This is a genomic window from Paraburkholderia sp. HC6.4b, assembly GCF_014200875.1.
Lineage (GTDB): Bacteria > Pseudomonadota > Gammaproteobacteria > Burkholderiales > Burkholderiaceae > Paraburkholderia > Paraburkholderia tuberum.
In genome coordinates this window covers 149,256-166,227 of the sequence record NZ_JACHDC010000009.1, presented here as the reverse complement: position 1 = coordinate 166,227, position 16,972 = coordinate 149,256, and the positions used below count along the sequence as shown (strand labels likewise).

15 protein-coding genes and 1 tRNA gene are annotated in these 16,972 nt (G+C 61.2%); 5 read left to right on the top strand and 11 right to left on the bottom strand.

Annotated elements, in window-relative coordinates; genetic code table 11:
- Window positions 1–43 precede the first annotated feature (43 nt).
- From HDG34_RS15800 to HDG34_RS15775, 6 genes are all read right to left on the bottom strand, one after another.
- Window positions 44–544, bottom strand: coding sequence for a hypothetical protein (locus HDG34_RS15800; RefSeq protein WP_184061185.1), 501 nt, complete (start codon window positions 542–544; stop codon window positions 44–46).
- Between the two features lie 60 nt (window positions 545–604).
- The gene (locus HDG34_RS15795; protein ID WP_184061184.1) at window positions 605–823 is read right to left on the bottom strand and encodes a hypothetical protein; all 219 of its coding nucleotides are present in this window, start codon (window positions 821–823) and stop codon (window positions 605–607) included.
- 50 nt (window positions 824–873) lie between these two features.
- Window positions 874–1,329 carry a hypothetical protein gene (locus HDG34_RS15790; protein ID WP_184061183.1) on the bottom strand — a complete coding sequence of 152 codons (456 nt, stop codon included), beginning with the start codon at window positions 1,327–1,329 and terminating at the stop codon, window positions 874–876.
- Window positions 1,330–1,453: 124 nt separating this feature from the next.
- The gene (locus tag HDG34_RS15785; RefSeq protein ID WP_184061182.1) at window positions 1,454–1,921 is read right to left on the bottom strand and encodes a hypothetical protein; all 468 of its coding nucleotides are present in this window, start codon (window positions 1,919–1,921) and stop codon (window positions 1,454–1,456) included.
- Window positions 1,922–2,012: 91 nt separating this feature from the next.
- Window positions 2,013–2,552 (bottom strand): hypothetical protein, encoded by a 540-nt coding sequence (locus HDG34_RS15780; protein WP_184061181.1) that lies wholly within the window; start codon window positions 2,550–2,552, stop codon window positions 2,013–2,015.
- A gap of 186 nt (window positions 2,553–2,738) precedes the next feature.
- On the bottom strand, window positions 2,739–3,494 hold the full coding sequence (locus HDG34_RS15775) for a S80 family phage morphogenetic serine protease (RefSeq protein WP_221311848.1): 756 nt from the start codon (window positions 3,492–3,494) through the stop codon (window positions 2,739–2,741).
- Window positions 3,495–3,776: 282 nt separating this feature from the next.
- On the opposite strand from HDG34_RS15775, the gene HDG34_RS15770 reads away from it, so the two are divergent.
- A tRNA-OTHER gene (locus tag HDG34_RS15770) sits at window positions 3,777–3,847 on the top strand.
- 43 nt (window positions 3,848–3,890) lie between these two features.
- Here HDG34_RS15770 and HDG34_RS15765 read toward each other — a convergent pair.
- Entirely contained in the window at window positions 3,891–5,222 is a 1,332-nt protein-coding gene (locus HDG34_RS15765) for an MFS transporter (protein ID WP_184061179.1), read from the bottom strand.
- A 113-nt stretch (window positions 5,223–5,335) separates the two neighbouring features.
- On the opposite strand from HDG34_RS15765, the gene HDG34_RS15760 reads away from it, so the two are divergent.
- From HDG34_RS15760 to HDG34_RS15750, 3 genes are read left to right on the top strand one after another with little or no spacing between them, the layout of a single operon-like run.
- Window positions 5,336–6,685 carry an FAD-dependent oxidoreductase gene (locus HDG34_RS15760; RefSeq protein ID WP_260321186.1) on the top strand — a complete coding sequence of 450 codons (1,350 nt, stop codon included), beginning with the start codon at window positions 5,336–5,338 and terminating at the stop codon, window positions 6,683–6,685.
- 9 nt (window positions 6,686–6,694) lie between these two features.
- Window positions 6,695–8,392, top strand: coding sequence for a dihydroxy-acid dehydratase (locus HDG34_RS15755; RefSeq protein ID WP_184061178.1), 1,698 nt, complete (start codon window positions 6,695–6,697; stop codon window positions 8,390–8,392).
- 16 nt (window positions 8,393–8,408) lie between these two features.
- Window positions 8,409–9,086, top strand: coding sequence for a GntR family transcriptional regulator (locus tag HDG34_RS15750; RefSeq protein WP_184061177.1), 678 nt, complete (start codon window positions 8,409–8,411; stop codon window positions 9,084–9,086).
- Between the two features lie 5 nt (window positions 9,087–9,091).
- On the opposite strand, the gene HDG34_RS15745 is transcribed toward HDG34_RS15750, so the two are convergent.
- On the bottom strand, window positions 9,092–9,766 hold the full coding sequence (locus HDG34_RS15745; protein ID WP_184061176.1) for a hypothetical protein: 675 nt from the start codon (window positions 9,764–9,766) through the stop codon (window positions 9,092–9,094).
- A gap of 341 nt (window positions 9,767–10,107) precedes the next feature.
- Here HDG34_RS15745 and HDG34_RS15740 point away from each other — a divergent pair, with 341 nt between their 5' ends.
- A complete protein-coding gene (locus tag HDG34_RS15740) occupies window positions 10,108–10,563 on the top strand; it encodes a hypothetical protein (protein ID WP_184061175.1) in 456 nt (151 codons plus the stop codon).
- Window positions 10,564–10,868: 305 nt separating this feature from the next.
- Here the strand turns inward: HDG34_RS15740 and HDG34_RS15735 are convergent, their stop codons facing one another.
- The 3 genes from HDG34_RS15735 to HDG34_RS15725 form a co-directional block, all read right to left on the bottom strand.
- On the bottom strand, window positions 10,869–12,203 hold the full coding sequence (locus HDG34_RS15735) for a hypothetical protein (protein ID WP_184061174.1): 1,335 nt from the start codon (window positions 12,201–12,203) through the stop codon (window positions 10,869–10,871).
- Window positions 12,204–12,320: 117 nt separating this feature from the next.
- The gene (locus HDG34_RS15730; protein WP_184061173.1) at window positions 12,321–12,509 is read right to left on the bottom strand and encodes a hypothetical protein; all 189 of its coding nucleotides are present in this window, start codon (window positions 12,507–12,509) and stop codon (window positions 12,321–12,323) included.
- 19 nt (window positions 12,510–12,528) lie between these two features.
- The gene (locus tag HDG34_RS15725; RefSeq protein ID WP_184061172.1) at window positions 12,529–16,956 is read right to left on the bottom strand and encodes a hypothetical protein; all 4,428 of its coding nucleotides are present in this window, start codon (window positions 16,954–16,956) and stop codon (window positions 12,529–12,531) included.
- Window positions 16,957–16,972 lie beyond the last annotated feature (16 nt).

Below are 16,972 nucleotides of genomic sequence, written 5' to 3'. Positions count from 1 at the left end.
AGGATCGGAAAGCCGGCCAGGGCTGCTTCGCGGTGCGTTGTGATCAGGTGGATGAGGGCGTGCGGTCATCCCTGGCGAGCGAGCCGTGAGCGTATGGACCACAGAGCGCGCAGACGGTATTGCGTACGAGCGCGTCAGGATCGAAATCGGGCTCTTGGCCGCACATCGTTGCAGCGCGAACCGCATAGCGCGCAGCGGCCACGACAGCATCACGGTATTGCGGTCCCAGTACCGGCTCGCGTAACTCGTCAGGCTCGTGGCCAGGCCTGTTCGCGGAGTAGGTGTGTGGCGCGTAAAGCCAGTGGTCCTTTGGTAGCGGAAGACTCACGATTGCGCAGGCGCTGCCGTCGGGCAGCTTCACAACACCTGCAGCTTCGGGGGCCACGGGCTGGTGTGCCTGCAGTGACGATTCAAGTTGCGCGATTGCCGCGTGAAACTGGTCGACGGACATGACGGCGTGTGAGCCGCGGCCGTCCGCCGGCACGATGAAGGTGCTGTGCGCGAGGAAGAGTTGATCCACCTCTTTCCTGTCGAGCATGGACATGGCATGTTTCCTGTTTGGATGGGTGCAGAAGGGAAGTCGCGGCCTTGTGTCGCCGCGAGGCTAATGAGATATCCGGCTCGTCAACCATGCGCTGATGGGCCTGCTTGCTGGCCAGAGCGCGATGAGAACAATCACGATCACAAGCTGGTTGATAGCTGGGCCGTGACGGTACCTGGCGTAGAGACGGGCGTCGGAGAGAAGGGGGATGCGATTCAGACGTACGGTGCCGATCAGGCACCACAGAAGAATGGCGAGAACGGTGAGGATGTTTTGTGTCATGCCTACTCCCATGCCAGCAAGGCATGGCGGCGCACTGTCAACGAGCATGATCAGTCAGTGAGTGCCCAACGAATTGCTTCAGACACGTACGCGTTATCCGCATCGATGCCTTCGTGCTGGAAGGCCGCGGCCATCGCCTCATAGCTTCGCGCAGGAACGTTTGGCATCTGCAGTTCCGTGAACCCGACACCATTGCCGGAATACTGAAGCCGATCGAAGCTTCCTTGCGAGTCTCGCTGAAACCATGCGACGGATGTGGGGAAAAGTGGCCGGGACGGGAGCCTGCAGGCGGCCTCGATGTACTCCTGAGCGGCGTTCGAGACCGATACCCCAACCTGCGCCGGACTATCCGACACGAGGCCCACCCAGCGCTGCGTATTGGCCTTGCGTATCAGGACGACGCGCACGGCGCGCTTTAGACGGGGACCGCCATCGAGGCGGCAATGCGTCTGCATGGGCGCATGCACATCCTTCTTGAAAAACTCCCCTGTGACGACGACTGGCATTGTTGACTCCGGTGAAAATTGACGAGATCCGGCTATGAGAGTCGGAAAGAAGAAGGGCAAAAAGAAAGGCGGGATGGGAAAGCCCATCCCGCCAGACTCGTGTAGCGATCCCTCGTGTAGCGATCTATTCCGCGAACAGCTTCTTTGCCTGCTTCGCAAACCGCTCCTTGACGGCGTTGTAGTCGTCCGCATTGCCGCCCTTGATTACGTACTTGCCGGTGAGCGCGCCGTAGGTCGTTTCGCTGCCGACCTTGCCATCCTCGCCGGTCGCAGCCCGCTTGACCGATCGGGCATACTGCGCCGAAAAACGCGCACCATCGCCTGCGTTGATCTGCATTGACGTGCGATCGATATCCTTGTGCTTCTTCAGCGCGCTTTCGGAGACTTCTCCGAAGGCTTCGAGGCTTGCAAGAAAGAAGGTGCGATTGTGCTCGTGGAGACGATTGACGGTCTCGATGGTGATGCCGTCTGGCAGGTGCTTTTCGTAGAGGTCGTCGGGCACCTCGGTCCTGCCCTTTTCGTTGACCTTCAGATCCTTCCTGATCGCGGCGGATGTCGCATGCTTGTCAGGGCTCAGTGTGGTTGTGCTCATTGCTGGATTTCCTGGTAATGAAGAGATGGGCTGGCCGGGATTCGGTCCGGGCCTGAGGCGGTGAACATGGGGCGCCGTGATAGTGGTCCGGTTAGCCTCCCTTGCGATAGCGTGACGTTGCGGATTGCCCGCGGGCGCCAGCGCCATTCCGTGGACGCGGGTTCGTGTGCCAGCGCCGAGGTTCAGTGCGTGCTAGACCGGTGTTGCGGCGATTAGCCGGGGTCTGAACGGCGACAGGCTCGCGCACGGGTTCCTGCAGCGCCTGCGCGGATCCTTCGATGAAAGGCGATCCGATTCTGGCGCGCTTGAGCGCAGGGCTTGAAATGATGCGGCCGCGCACGTGCCGGGTCCCGTCTTTGAGCGGCGCCTGGACATATGACTGACCCAGCAGGACGGTGAATTTGCCCTCCTGCCTGAAGAACGTGACCTCCTCGCCCGCACCATCCATTGCACCGGAAAAGAACTGCACCTGAAACGGACCTTCCCCGACTCCCGGCGGATTGAGGTCCGCCGTGCTGATTTCAACCAGCGGTGCGCGCGGCAGTTGTGCCTTGAGGGCCTCGAGCCGGTATTCCTGTGCCTTGAAAATGAATACGGGTTCAACGTGTTCGGTTACGGTGACGGTGTCCATACGTGTTCCAGTTGAAGGAAAGAATTCACTGCATAGGAAATTTCGGCGCGGTAAGAATTTTCCATGCCAGATTTCCACTTGCGGCTCAGTGCAGTGATATAGGGTTCAAACTGGATTGAATCGGGGTGGAGCGAACGGTGGACGGCATAGGGGCCGGCTGCGCCAGCCCCATTTAATTCAGTATAGTTACCATCCGAGCCACGGCGGGGTGACGGTTTCGGTGAGCCATCCAAGCGACTGATAGAGATCGTCCAGGGTCAGCTGGGCTGATTCCATGCCGATATTCGTGGCGTTTGCCGCAGCGACTGCGCGATCCAGCTGCGGCCTGGAAAACATTGCCTCGTCAATTTCCTCGAGCGCGGGCGAATTGAATTTACTCGCGATGAAAAGCCCCGGCTCGTTGACGTAGTCCCACGTCACCACGTTCCTGAGCTCGCGCCGCACGGTGCGCCCGACTGGCACGTCAAGCGTGAAGGAGCGTATCGAGAAGCACACGTTCTCCTTCGGGTTGTCGAGCGAGTTTTTCAGATGGGCGCCCTGGGGGCCGGAAGGTTTGACCTGTCCGAGGATCGCGATGATGTTGCGACCTTCGGGGTCCTTGTAGTTTTCGAAATCGAGCGTGACTTCGGCAATATGATGCGAAACGTTGTTGACGTCGATATCGAGAATGCGCCGGGCGTAATCTTCGATGTTCTGGCCAGGCAAACGTCGCGGATGACCATATTCGCCGCGCAGGTTGCCGGAATGCACGCGCCGCATGAACTGGCTGGAACCCTCGAAAAACTCCCTGGCCGGCTCGTAGGGGTAGTACTGGTTGACCGAGTTGAACATGTTCAACCCGCCGAGGACCACGGGATAGTAGCCGTTGGCGTCGGGCTTGAGGGTGCCCGATTTGTTCATGCCGTTCAGTGCCGTGAGGCCAAAGCGCACATAGTTGGTCATGACCGGGCCTCGCGCGATGTTCAGGACATAGAATTTGGGAGGTGGGCCTGCCGGTTAGCCTGGGAGATGGCATGACATCTGAAACCGCTGCGCACGATCAGATATCCGTGCAAGGTTCGACATTCTTCTATTACATCGGGATAGCCAGTCCGATATGCTGCGGGCCATATGGCGTTAGCTGACATGCTTCACGTGCGAGCGCCATGAAAAAAGGCCCGGCGATGTGGGATCGCTGGGCCTCTTGGTCTTCCGCGATTGCGGATGCTTAAGCGGGGGTCATCCGCTGGTGTAGCCTAGGGATAGGGTAGAGCCATGCCGGACTCTCGATGAGGGTTCGATTCCCTTCACCCGCTTTATCGCTCAGCCGGTTGAAGATACGGATGTACTGCTGATGTGCTAAAGACTCGCCGCCACCTGCTTCACCCGTTGATCCGGTTTGCGCGTCGACCTGATCCTGCTGGCCGCCACGATCCCGGCCACCACGCAAAGTGCGATGAAGTACCACCCGTAGGTGTAGTCCTTGTGGCCCAGTGCATCGACCATCACCAGCGCGGCAAAGATTTTCGCCGAGAATGCGGCAACGAAATAGCCGGCGCCGTTCACAAAGCCCATCGCCTTTCCGTAGACCTCAGGCGTGAAAATCTCCGCCGGCAGCGCGAGGAACGGCCCCCATGCCATGTTGCCGAAGAAGCCCATGCCACACAGCGCCACCGCAAGCAGCATGTGATTCGCGTGCTGCAGCGTGCCGAGCAGAACGACAAACGGTGCGAGACCGATGAAGCACACGAGGATCATGATCTTCCGGTTGCCCCTGAAGACCTTGTCCGACAGCCAGGACGACACGAAGCTGCCGATCGCGCCCGCCGCAAAATACAGGCTGCTCCACCAGCCCATCGTCTGCAGCTTGAAGCCGAAGGTGTCGGAAAGATAAAGCGGAATCCAGACCAGTGCACCATATAGCGTGATCTGCATCACGATATCGACAAAGATGACGGCGACGTAGGTAGGATTCTTGAACAAATCGAGGAAGCGGACACTACTTGCCTTCAGGATCGTCTTTTGCGCTGACGCATATTCCCCACGCCGGATCGTGCCCGCCTCGAGCTCGTCACGGTACGCGTATTCGAGGTCGGCCTCGGTTGCATGACGATACTGCTCTGGCCGATCGTACACGAACAGGATGATCATCAGCAGGGGGACGACACCAAGCGCACCGGTGACGAAGAAAACGATACGCCAGCTGTTCGCATGTGCGGCAAACTGTGTCGCGAGCACACTCGCCCATGCCGGCGTCAGGATCCACGCCCAGGCCAGCACCGATTGCGCGCGGGCCCGCCCTTCCTTGTTGAACCAGCGCATCAGCACGCGAGCCGACGGCACGTACTCCGTGCCGACCAGTACGCCGAATAACGCCATCCGCCACAGATATTCATCGCGCGTCTGGATCAGCCCCATGAACATGGTCATCACCGACCACGCCACCACCGAAAAAATCAGCATCTTCTTTGCGCCGAAGCGGTCAGTCAGCAGCCCTGACACGTACTGCGCCGGTCCGTAGAACAGCAGCATCAGGAATGCGCCGGTTCCGATGTCAGCCGTGGTGAGGCCGATGTCGTGCGCGATCGCCGGGTTCAGGACGCTGCTTTTCACGCGATCGAGATACTGGATGCTGTACGCAATAAACAGTACTACCGCAATGATCCATCGATAGCCCACACGTAATCTCATACCTGTCTCCTGTAGGTGGTGAAGCCTTGTATCTGGCTAATATGTTAGTACCATGTTGACAGAGTATCGCCACCATATCTAAAGTGTCAACCATGGATTGTGATGGAGGAGAGATGAGCGAGTTCATGGGTATGGCGGTCGTCGACGACCGCGTGAGGGAGACAATTGACGCCGACCTGTTTGTCGCGGGCGGTGGCGCCGCCGGGCTTGCGGCCGCAGTTACCGCCGCGAAAAACGGCTTGCGCGTTGTGCTCGCAGAGCGCTACGGCTTCTGCGGTGGTGGGGCCGTCGCCGGCCTATCAGGCACGGTGTGCGGACTGTACGAGGCAACGGAATCAGGGGCGGGCCCGACGCAGGTCGTACACGGCTTCGTCGATGACTTCATCGCGCGGATGAGGGCGCGCAACGGACTTGGCGCGCCGGTCAAATACGGCAAGACGTGGACGCTTGTGCACGACCCGCTGGTGTGGCGGGAGGTCGCTGACGCGATGCTGCGCGATGCCGGCGTGACGGTTATCTATCACGCGACGGTAACCGATGTGCTGAAGGAGGGCGATGCAATCCGCGGCGCGCAGCTCCATACCGGGCAGGGCAAGGTGCGCGTGCTTACGCCGCTGACGATCGATGCCAGCGGCGATGCGGATCTCGTGTCCATGGCGGGTCTCGGCACGACCATTGGCGACAACGGCCGCGTGCAGAACCCGACGATGATCTTCCGGCTGGGCGGCGTCGATGTGGCCCGTTTCCTTCAGGCGTATGGCGCAGACACGATCATGCCGCCGTCTGTCTCGGAGCAGATCGCGCAAGCCAACACACGGGGCTACCGGTTGCCGCGCGGCAAGATCTGGCTCTTTCCGACGCCGCAGCCCGGCGAGCTGCTGTGCAACTGCACGCGCGTGACGGGCGCCGATGGGCGCGAACTGAATCCGGTGATCCATCGCGACTTTACCGAGGCCGAATTCGAGGGCCGTCTGCAGGTCCGCGAATACGCGCGTTTCTTCCGGGATTATCTGACCGGCTGCGAAGCGAGCTTCGTCATCGATACCGGCGTGCAGGTCGGCGTGCGGCAGACACGTCAGGTGGCCGGTGTCAGCACGCTGCGCAATGTGGACATTCTCGCAGGCACGAAATTTCGTGATGGCATCGCGCGCTCGCCGTGGCCGATCGAGCTGCACAGCGGCAGCAAGCCGCGTGTCGAGTGGCTGCTCAACGACTACTACGAGGTTCCGTTCGGCTGCTTCGTACCCGAGTCCGGGACGAACCTGCTGGTGGCCGGGCGCTGCCTGTCGGCTGAGCACGAAGCCGTCGCGTCGGCGCGCGTGACCGCGCAGTGCTTCTCGTATGGGCACGCAATAGGACACGCCGCGGCGCTTGCAGTGAACGAACATATCGACGTGCGTCGGCTCGATGGAGCCGACGTTCGCGTGCTCCTGAATCGCGATGGTGCACAACTTACCAACTGAGGAACATCAATGAACAAGCCGAAACTCCGCAGCAGCTTTACGCCTGGAACCACGCGCTGGGCCGTGCGCCGTGCGCAATGGCTCGCGATGGGTCTGTCCGAAGAGGATTTCGAAAAGCCGAAGATCGCGATCGTGAACTCGTCGAGCAAGCTGTCGGTCTGCTATCAGCATCTCGACGGCGTGTCCCAGGTCGTGCAGGACGCCGTGCGTGCCGCAGGCGGCGTGCCGCTTGAAATCCGCACGGTTGCCCCGTCCGATTTCGTGACCAGCGCGGGCAAGCAGGGCCGCTACCTGATGCCGACCCGCGATCTGCTCGTCAACGACGTCGAGGTGCAGGTTGAAGGTGCCGAGCTCGACGGCATGGTGCTGCTTGCGTCGTGCGACAAGACCACGCCGGCACAGCTGATGGCGGCCGGCCGGCTCAACGTACCGTCGCTGATCGTGACGTGCGGCTTCCAGCTGGGCTCGCAGTGCGGCGACCACCACGTTGATATCGAGGAAGTCTATAAATCGGTGGGCGCATACAAGGCCCGTACGATCACGCTCGAGAAACTGACCGACATGACCTGTCATGCGATCAAGGGGCCGGGGGTATGCGCGGGACTCGCGACGGCAAACTCGATGCACTGCATGGCCGAGGCACTGGGTATGGCGCTGACCGGCAATGCGCCCATCCGCGCGGGCAGCGACGAGCTCAACGGGTATGCTGCGAGCGCCGGCAAGGCGATCATGGCCCTGGTCGAACAGGATCTTCGGCCCCGGCAGATCATGACGGCGGCCGCGTTCCGCAACGCGGTGCGAGTGGCAGTGGCGATCGGCGCGTCGGTCAATGTGATGCGTCACCTGATCGCCGCGGCGATCGAGTCGGAGTGCGATGTCGACATCATCCGCGAATTCGAACTCGCCGCGCACCTGGTCCCGCAGATCACGAAGGTGCGCCCGAACGGGCCGGACCGCATCGAGGACTTCGCGGCCGCCGGCGGCTGCGCGGGTGCGATGAAGCAGCTTGCGAGCGTGCTCGATACGTCGGTGCTGACCGTGACGGGAAGGACCCTCGCCGACAATCTGGCCGGGCAGCCCGCGCCGGACGAACGCGTGATTGCGCCGCTGGCGCAACCGATGCGCCCGGAGCCCGGCCTCGTCATCATTCGCGGCAATGTGGCCCCCGACGGGGCGATCGTCAAGCTGTCCGCGGTGCCCGCGAGCGTGCGGCGTTTCATCGGCCCGGCGGCCGTGTACGAAAACGAGAACGATGCGATTAATGCGATCGAGCAGGGTAAAATCGAGCGCGGTTCAGTCGTGGTACTGCGTATGCTTGGCCCGAAGGGGGGACCCGGCACCGTATTTGCCGCGAGTTTCATGGCAGCGCTCGTGGGCGCGGGACTGGGCGAGTCCGTTGCGGTCGTGACCGATGGTGAACTCTCCGGCCTGAACAGCGGCATCACGATCGGGCAGGTGATGCCAGAGGCGGCCGAAGGTGGCCCGCTTGCCGCAATACAGAACGGCGATACGATTGTGATCGACCTGAACCGCAAGACGATTGACCTCGAACTGTCGGACGCCGTGCTCAGGGAAAGAATGGCTGCACTGCCGCCGCTGCCGCCGACCCAGGAAAAGGGCTGGCTTGCCATGTACCGGCAACTGGTACAACCGCTTTCAAAGGGCGCGGTGCTGGGGGAGCGCGAGGTGCCCGGCAGCCGCCGATAACTTACTGGATGTAGCTATGAATGGACCCAATCCGCTGCCTTCTCCCGATTCACTGGAAGAGCAGAGTCTTGCCGATCAGGCATATGCCCAGATCGAGGAGCGGATTGCCACGCTCGCCTTGCGGCCTGGACAGATTGTGTCGGAGAACAGTCTGTCCAAACTCCTGGGTTTGGGTCGCACACCCGTTCGTGAAGCCCTGCAGCAGTTATCGCGCGAAGGGCTGGTCGTGATCATGCCAAAGCTCGGCATCATGGTTTCCGAGCTCGACGTTCGCAAGCAGTTGCGATTGCTTGAGGTACGCCGTGAAGTCGAGCGACTGCTCGTCGGCGCTGCGGCAAGAAACGCAACACCTTCGCAGAAAGCCCGGTTCGCACTGATCGCCGATCTGATGGCGGCGGCGGGAAAGTCCAACAACGGCACGGAGTTTTTGTCGCTGGATCGCCAGTTCAACAGGATGCTGCTTGAAAGCGGCAACAACGAATACGCGACGTCGACGATGAAGCTGATGCAGGGGCTCTCGCGGCGCTTCTGGTACGCGCATTACGAGCGCTTTGCGAATCTCGGGGAGACCGCGCGTCTGCATGCCGTGATTGCGTCCGCCATCAGCACAGGCGACATCGAGGCCTCGCGCGCTGGGCTGGATCAACTGATCGACAACGTGGAAGCTTTCACACGAGCAACCCTGGAAGCATAAGGCGGCTATCGGGCGAGAATGTCATTGAGCCGCTCGACGCGTGTACTGGGACTCACGAGCGCGCTGACGACGCCGCGGCTGAAATAGCTGCCCGCGACCTTGTTCAGCGCACTGGTGGCCGCGAATTCAATCGAACGCAGGGGGATGAAAACGGGTGGGTTGGCTAGCAGGTCGTGCTGCCCCTTCACCACCGTACGATAGAACTCGTGGCGATCGTGCGGATTGCGCGAGACGATCGACACAAGCAGCTCCGTGATGTCGTGGTTTCGACCGACATTGGCGCCGGCGTGATACTTCGCGCTGTCGAGCAGGCACGCCATTTCGTTATAGCCGATGTACCAGGGCACATGGGCACCGGCGAGCATCTCGTTGAAAATCCGGTAGACGAGTGCATCGTTCTTGACCAGGTTCAGCGAGGGCGTGATGACCGCGCCTTTCTCAAATTCAAACTCGTAGTATTCGTCCTCACCGATGAGCATCTTCATCATGGAAGTCGGCTCGATGCGGATCATGGCGTTCACGAGCGAGACGCCGTAGTAGCTGTCTTCGACCGTGATGGCATAGACGCCGTAGATGAATGTTTCAATACCAACCTCGGCGAGTCCCCGCTCCGCAAATCGGGCCGGGATGTAGATCCTGACGGTATCCCGGGCCACCAGTTTGCCGTCCGGTGTTTCCACGAGGGCGTTCCTGACCCGCTCGGGGTCGCGTACCAGGTGTTTCGGGTCCATCGCACCCTCTGCGAGCTGTCGCGATATAAAAAGAGTGAGTCTGCATTCCGGTTTGATGTCAGCTGCCGCAGTTGCGCTGCAATACAGGAATTTCGCGGGTTGATGGACTGATGCCGACCCGGATACACACTTGCTTGCACCGCCGCGCGGGAGGCCTCCAGTTGAGCTCGGGTTATCCCGTCCAATATCGAGAAGGAGGGACAACACGGTGTTACTGGGCCGGGGATGCTAAAGTCACGCCGGTAGTTCTATCGGCCACGAGTGTTTGCTGCTGAGATTAGGAGGCTAGTGTGGTAAAGGTGAAACAAAGTAACGCGGACGAGATACTGGCGGCATTTCTTCAATCAGATTGTGGCCGCTGGCTAATTGAGGTAAATCCAACCAGGATAGAAGGAGACGCAAAATTTGTTTGCACGTTGGACGTCAACGGCGTCCCGTTTGATTACAGCGTACTTGTACGGAAAGCTACCCTAGATGAACTGCGCAATGCGGAGCGCGTGATATTGCTCGAGTGCGCTCCAGAAGGAATCCCTACAGCAGTGTACAAGTGCGAGAAGCGGGTTGTTTTGTCCGGTAGTGGCACTGACATCGCAGCACTAGATTGGTCCGAAGCGGATGAACCGATAGTCAGGAAAGTTGCTGACATCGTCAAATCTCGCCCACGTGTGATCACTCCAAACTACAACGCGAAAATTGTCGAATCGCAGGAAGGCGGATTGACGTGGATAGTCTTGCCAAACAATTAAGCGAACAGCAATACAAGTGAGCGTGGGGCGCTGCTAGCTGCGAACCTGCAACCGCCTCAACATAGGGAGGCGCCGCACGTTCGGTGTAGACGGTGAGCCGCAAACGATAATGCAGTTCCGCACCGGGCTACGTAGCGATGCACACGGTAATCCAGCGCCTCGTTGGCAGGGCCGAGCGGCAATTCCCACCTCCCTCCCAGAACTGATGCCCGGCGAAGTCCTTAATCGTGATCTTTTCGGCGGTTAGCTGCGCGTAATAGCCGAAGTCGCGATCGGCCTGAAAATGCGTGTAACCGGCTCCGGAGCTAACAGCTCGCAAGCCGCATCTGCGTGGCGACCCACCAGGCGATGTAGTCGACGATACTGGCCGTGGCGGCTTCGCGCGGCGAGAGTGAGGGATTGCGCGCCCTCGCAAGCTCCATGCCGGTCAGGATGCGCTCGGCGTCGGTGGTGTAGAACCTCGCCCGGCACACGAGCTTCAGGCATACGGCGTACAGGTCGTTCAGATCGCTCTCCGTGACGTGCTTCAGGCAGTCGCGAAAAAGCTTGAGCACCGTGTCGCGGTTCTGCGCCGTGGTGTCTTCGCCTTCGGTCGCTTCGTTCAGTTGTGAACGGAAATGCAGCTCCAGCAGTTCGATGACCTTGTTGTAACGCTGGTTGGACTCTGCCGTGCTGATCAGCGCGCTGTGGGTAGCCCAGCGGCTCGCGAGTGCATTCTTGTGTTCGAGCAGATCGGTGGTGGACATCATGAAAGGGCGCGAGAGGGCGTTGGCGAAAAGCATTTCGTTGCTGCCGCCTTTTTCCAGATAGTCGCGGTAGACCGGTTCGTAGACGACGGTCTTGCTGCCCGCGATCTCGCGGACAAGAAGGCCATTTTTCAGCGCGCGCTCGATGCGCTCGAGCGCACGTGTGAGCGCCCCGCCGGCCTGGTTGCGGAACCCGGCGAGCTGCGCACGATAATTGGCCAGCGGCATCTCTACACCTTCAGGCGGCTTCTCGTCGAGTAGCTTGCGGGCAAGGAGGTAGACAGCGAGCGCGACGGGCATGCCGGTAAAACGATCGGTCACCCGCTCGGTGAAGGTGCGATTGCGCTCGCCATCTTCGGGCATGTGCTGCTGGAAGAAGTCGCGCCAGACCTGCATGAAGAACTCGTCACCAATGGTCGCGACCCATTCGGCAATATCCGCGTCAAGCCCGCCATTGCCGGTCTTGATGAGCTCCATCAGTTCCGCAATCGTGAGGTCGGGCATGCGCATGGAAAGGGGAGGATCATCGAGCGCGATGTCTTCGAGTTTGCGCAGCTCGCTTTGCAGCGCTGTATTGAACACCGGTTTTGGCTCGCGCCAGACTTCCACCTCAAGACCGAGCAGGGAGGAGACGCTCAGGTTCTCGACGGAGTTCCTGACGCGCTCGTAGAGATTCTGGATTGTGGGTGCGACGACCGAGCGCGCAAAGGCGACGTGACGCCTGACTGCGTCGATCGCGGTGTTCGCAATCGAATCGAGCACCGCGTCGTGCTCGGAGCAGTCCATGAGCGGATCGATCTGACTGGTTCTCTGCGCAAGCTGGGTGGCATATGTCTGGAAATTGCCGTCCGGCACCTGGGCGAGTCCCGTATCGTAGGTGGTCGCCGCGCACATGGCGGCGAGCGGTGTGCCCGCGACCGGGTGGAGAGCGAAGCCGGCCGCGTCCAGCCGCTCGGTCAGCGCGAGCGATGCGAGCAGGGTGCGTTCATTGAGCATGATGGCGAGACCCTTCTACAGGTATTGCTGAACGGCCGCCTGAAAGCGGGCCTGGGCCAGCTGGTCGATGACGTCGTTCGTCAGCGGCGCGCCGGCGAAGGTGTCGGCCAGATCGTTGCCCACTACGCCCTGGACGATGCAGCGCACGAGCGTCGTGGCATTGGCGAGCGTGACGAGCGTCTTTTCCGATTCCCGCGATTTCATGGTCCATCCCTCCGGGACATCACGATCTATACAGGTCGACCGCTGCCATCGCGATCACGTCGAGTACCGTGGTGGTGGTCCCAATGAGCTCGGGTGAGGAGACGATCCGGTCGGCCACCGACTTGGCGCCAAACACGGCGCCGATCTTCACACCCGATTCGGTGAACATGTCGCGCTCCATCACCTCGCCGAAGACGGTCTTGAGCTGGTTGCCGAACACGCCCTTGTCGCCCACGCCCGCCGGCACATCCGAGGTGATATAGATCTGGATCGCGGCTGTGTCTAGCTGTAGCGGATTGCCCTCGACCCGGAACGCCTCGTCAACGCTTCCCGTGAAGGCCTTCCTTCCGGTTGCACGCGCGCGGCGAATCATCTGCGCGTCCGTTGTCGCCACGATCTTCGCGAGCGTCGGCGACATGTCCTCGACCTCACCGTGATAGAACACATCCACGCGCTCAATGACGCCCTTTGCCTTGGCCTGGGGTGTCTGCGCACTCAGCACGCGTAGCGTGTCGAGCGATGCCTCATCAAAAAGGCGATTGCCAGCCGTTACAGCGTCTTCAATGACGCATAAAATATCGTCGGACCCAACCTCGTCTCCCACCTTGCGCAGCTTGTGGACCTCCTGGTCGAAATTGATGACGATGGTTCTTACCCGGGTCTGCTTCGTCATCAGGAGCGCCGCGGTTTCCTTCGAGATGACGGATGAGTCTTCCAGCGTCATCGGGTTCTCCATGAAAACCGTCTTGATGGAGACGCCGGTTTTCATGACGACGTTCGCGGGGTTGAGGATGTCTGGCTCGAAGAAACCCTCGTTCCAGGCGATTACGTCGCCAGGACTGAACGTCTGGCCCGCGCGCATCTGCGTCCTGATCTGGTGGGGAACAACGAGACCCGCCGCGTTGCCAAAACGCCGCCCGAGCTCGATGCCCTGGGTTTCACCGTCCTCGTACTGGACCTTCATCCCCTCGGGGCCGACCGAGATCACGCGGCCGGGTTTTTTCGCCGTCACGGCGAACATATCGCCGGTCCGGTGGGCGATCACCTGCTCGTAGCCAGTGCGCAGCGCGGGCTGGTGATAGCCCCGGCAGGCGATCTTGTGGCTGCCCTGGATGCTGATGAAGTTCACCCGCTTGGGGTCGTCGCGGTCGGCGGCCGGCGCAAGCAACGCCGACGTCGAGAAAAGGGCGGTGGCACCGGTCCTGCCTGTCTCGTAGCGGCGCGAGATGCCACGCAGCGACGTGAACTGGGGATCCGCACTCGTGTACGTATTGACACCGACATCGCTTGAGTCCGTCGTTGCCTCGGAGATCGTGCCCATGTCGTTGCGGTGATAGGCTCGCGTGTGCTTGACCATGCTGCGCGCGCCACGTCCGCCGACACCCGAATAGGTAACGGCTTCCATCTCCTTGATGTTCTGGATCGGGTTGATTTCCGAGATCTGGAGCTTGGCGGGATCCTGCGTCACGTTCTTCCAGACCTGGAACGGATTCAGGTCGATGGGCAGACGGTTTCTCCCGGGCCGGCCGTGATGCACCCGGATCGAGCGCACGATTTCCGAATAGACCGCACCGGCCATGCGCTCGTAGCCCTTGATGCGCATCCAGGCCGAATCGAGTTCGTCGGGGTGGTGGTCGGCGAGCAGCATCGCGCAGGCGCGCAGCAGCAGTCCCTGATAGTCCGTGGGCTCCTTCATGTCGACGAGCAGCTCGCGCGTAATCGGGTCGACAAAGAGCTGGTACTGCAGGTCGATCTCGCGCAGGTAGCGTTGCGACTGTCCGCCGGACTCGAGCACATTCAGGTAGACGCCGCGGCGGTCGAATTCGTGAACGTTGAAGGTGCGGATGCTGCGGTGGTATTCGTTAAAGCCCGCGAGCACCATCGAGGCGAAGGTGTTAGCCTTCGGAAAGACGAGCGTTTCGTCCGCGAACACCAGGGCATATTCTTCGGGCTGCAGGCTCACACGCTGGCCAGCGGGCACGCGCCGCGGCGTGACGCGCAGCAGCTTCATGAGGGGCTCCAGCCCCATCTCGTAGCCGAGCACGAGACCAAGCGGAATAGCGCGCCCGAGCACCATCACTTCGGCGAAATCGACTGGCGCTTTTGTGGCATCGAGCTGCAGCATCGCTTCGAAGGTGGGCAGCGGCTGTTCCTTGCCCTCTCGCACTTCGCGCAGCGCGCCATGCTGGTCCATGACAGCCAGCGCGGCCGGGTCGGTGAGCGACTGTCCGCAGACGATGGCGCCTTCATGCTCACCATGTTGCTCGTAGCGCCTCAGGGTATCGGTGCCATAGAGGGTCTCGCGCCGTGTGTGATCGAAGTTCCACTCGAAGCCAGCAAGCTGGAAACTTCTGAACGACGTGGCCAGCGTGCTGTAGAGGCGTGGGCACGCGAAGAGGTTGTCGAACACCGGCGCCGTATGCATCTGCGTAACCAGACCGGCGTGCGGATCGAGCCCGGCTGCCATGATGGCGTTGGTGAGCCACGTAGCATAGTCGTTGACCCGTTTCGTCGAGCGTGAGACGAACACCTTGCCGTAATAGCTCGTGAGCGCCACGCGCCCCGGCGCGATCTTGCGGATGGGCAGGTCCCCCTTCTGCTTGCGCATGCGGTATTTCACGCCGTTGCTGGTGAAGGTACCGTCCTCGTCGACGACGGGCAGCCGGAAGCGAAGGGTGGAAGCTGCACCTTCGATAGGCACCACGCGTGCGGTATGGATCCGGTATGCGCCCATGACGTCGTCGACATCCTCGACGTCATAGCCGGTGACACACAGCCCCGCGTGCTGGAGGTTCAGGACCATGCCGGCGATGTCCTTCTGCATCACGGTCCTGATGTACTTCGGATCGAAGGTGAGCAGTGACGACCTGAGCATCGTCTTGTCGAGCACCGTGGGGATGTCGGTAATCGCGGGGGATTCGGCAATATGGACGTCCCCGGGCGGAATCTGGACGAAGGCGCTGAGCGTGGACCTGCCATCCGGGGCAACGATCTTTTTGTAGGCCTGCGAGAGCGTCTGGTAGCGCCGGTGTTCGCCGGCGCTCATCATGCCCTGCGCGGCCAGACGGTCGGCGATTTTCATGACCGCGTCTTCTGGTGCCAGGGGGCCAGCTGGCGCCGCTGTTTCGGCTGGTGCGGCCGGACCGGCCGTCGTGTCTTCGTCGGAGAACGTGAGGCCAGCAATATGCTCGAGCTGCTGCAGGTCGGCCTCGATCTGCTGCTCCAGTTCCTCATCAGGGTGGATGTCGACGCCGCGTTCATCGGGTTCATGCTGGGCAACGGCCAGGCGGGCGGCGACGCGCCCGACCCTGGCGTTGTCTTCTTCGCGTTCGTCCTCCTGATCGTCGTGCGCCTGCCTGGGATGCGTCGCATGGAACGCAGGCGAGTCGGGTAGCTGCTGCGGCTGCTGGACGGTCCGGGTGACCTGATCACCGAAGTGGGCACCGGCGGGGCCAGCCTCGGCACTGGTTTCGTCCACCACATTTACGGGTTCTTCGGGCGGTGCGGCCGACGGCTCCCGCGCCGCGCCGCTTTGCGCGCTGACTTCGGGCGCGGCGGCTGTGCGCACTTCCATGAGCGTCATGAGCATGCGCAGGAAATAACGCTGGATGCGGTTGGGCTCGAACCCGTGCCGGTTCGCTTCGGGATTCGCTTCGAGCTCTTCCTTCGTGGCTACGCGCCAGCCGTTGAGCGTGCCAAGATTGACGACGAACCAGCGACCGCTTTCCTCAAGGATCAGGTTTACGCGGCTGAGCCTGTCGTCGGGAACATGGGAGATCATCGAAGCCTTGCGGTTTTCTCCCAGCCATTTCCAGATCTCGAGGATCATGAGCGATTCGTGGGCGGCAAAGCGCTTGACCAGACGCTGGCTCATTTGACCCATCGGCTGTCCCATTTCGCCGAGCTTAAGGTCGGTCAGACATGGCAGGACGGCTGGCAACGCCACGGGTATGAACTGGTTGCGGTTCGAGCGGCTGGCGACTTCCGTGACCTGCATCCAGAGGGTTTCGTTGATGTTGTGCCACTGCCAGGTACCGGCGTAGATCGAGCGCGCATAGCGGTACGTGCGCCACAGGAACGCATAGTTGAAAACGCATAGCGTGTTGTCGTCCCTCGTGGCGGTTTCGAAATTCACCAGCTTCTTGTAGCGGCGCTTCTTCTGGAAGAAGCGTGAGGCGAGGGTGGCGACGGGCGTGGGTAACGGTCGCGGGTTACCCAGATTGACGGACTGCCTGACCACGTGGTGCACGAGGATGGGGCGGGTGATCCCCCTGAACTCCAGCTGTGTCGCATCGGGTCCGTCATCGAGCGGGCCCGTGCCAGGATAGTGAAACAGGCTGCGTCGTGGAAGGATGAGGCGGTCCATGCCGGGCAGCGGTGGCTGGACGAGCTGGTTGGAGCGACGTACACCAAACTGCCGGTACCACGTCTCGAAGAGGACGGCCATGAGCTGCTCCGATGCG

Excerpts from the sequence above, each read along its gene's own strand:
- HDG34_RS15800 (WP_184061185.1), bottom strand. The coding sequence starts at position 544 with ATGTCCATGCTCGACAGGAAAGAGGTGGATCAACTCTTCCTCGCGCAC.
- HDG34_RS15795 (WP_184061184.1), bottom strand. The coding sequence starts at position 823 with ATGACACAAAACATCCTCACCGTTCTCGCCATTCTTCTGTGGTGCCTG.
- HDG34_RS15790 (WP_184061183.1), bottom strand. The coding sequence starts at position 1,329 with ATGCCAGTCGTCGTCACAGGGGAGTTTTTCAAGAAGGATGTGCATGCG.
- HDG34_RS15785 (WP_184061182.1), bottom strand. The coding sequence starts at position 1,921 with ATGAGCACAACCACACTGAGCCCTGACAAGCATGCGACATCCGCCGCG.
- HDG34_RS15780 (WP_184061181.1), bottom strand. The coding sequence starts at position 2,552 with ATGGACACCGTCACCGTAACCGAACACGTTGAACCCGTATTCATTTTC.
- HDG34_RS15775 (WP_221311848.1), bottom strand. The coding sequence starts at position 3,494 with ATGACCAACTATGTGCGCTTTGGCCTCACGGCACTGAACGGCATGAAC.
- HDG34_RS15765 (WP_184061179.1), bottom strand. The coding sequence starts at position 5,222 with ATGAGATTACGTGTGGGCTATCGATGGATCATTGCGGTAGTACTGTTT.
- HDG34_RS15760 (WP_260321186.1), top strand. The coding sequence starts at position 5,336 with ATGAGCGAGTTCATGGGTATGGCGGTCGTCGACGACCGCGTGAGGGAG.
- HDG34_RS15755 (WP_184061178.1), top strand. The coding sequence starts at position 6,695 with ATGAACAAGCCGAAACTCCGCAGCAGCTTTACGCCTGGAACCACGCGC.
- HDG34_RS15750 (WP_184061177.1), top strand. The coding sequence starts at position 8,409 with ATGAATGGACCCAATCCGCTGCCTTCTCCCGATTCACTGGAAGAGCAG.
- HDG34_RS15735 (WP_184061174.1), bottom strand. The coding sequence starts at position 12,203 with ATGTGCGCGGCGACCACCTACGATACGGGACTCGCCCAGGTGCCGGAC.
- HDG34_RS15730 (WP_184061173.1), bottom strand. The coding sequence starts at position 12,509 with ATGAAATCGCGGGAATCGGAAAAGACGCTCGTCACGCTCGCCAATGCC.
- HDG34_RS15725 (WP_184061172.1), bottom strand. The coding sequence starts at position 16,956 with ATGGCCGTCCTCTTCGAGACGTGGTACCGGCAGTTTGGTGTACGTCGC.